1 rRNA gene is annotated in these 200 nt (G+C 52.5%); it reads right to left on the reverse strand.

Annotated elements, in window-relative coordinates:
• Positions 1–67 (reverse strand): 16S ribosomal RNA (locus IH48_RS35585); the annotation flags it as partial.
• Between the last annotated feature and the right edge of the window lie 133 nt (positions 68–200).

The following is a 200-nucleotide window of genomic DNA, read 5'->3' on the forward strand; positions in this document are numbered from 1 at the left end:
GTTCGACTTGCATGTGTTAAGCACGCCGCCAGCGTTCGTCCTGAGCCAGGATCAAACTCTCCGTGAATGCTTGAAACAATCACGAGAGCGGAACAGGAGGAAGGAATAATCCCTCCCGTCCACAGCATCCTCGCTGTGTTACTACAAAGGAACCCAAATCCACCGGACATCACATCCGGCAGACCGGGGTATCAACATAT

It is taken from the genome of Streptomyces sp. NRRL F-5126 (genome assembly GCF_000721265.1).
In the GTDB taxonomy this organism is placed as follows: Bacteria; Actinomycetota; Actinomycetes; order Streptomycetales; family Streptomycetaceae; genus Streptomyces.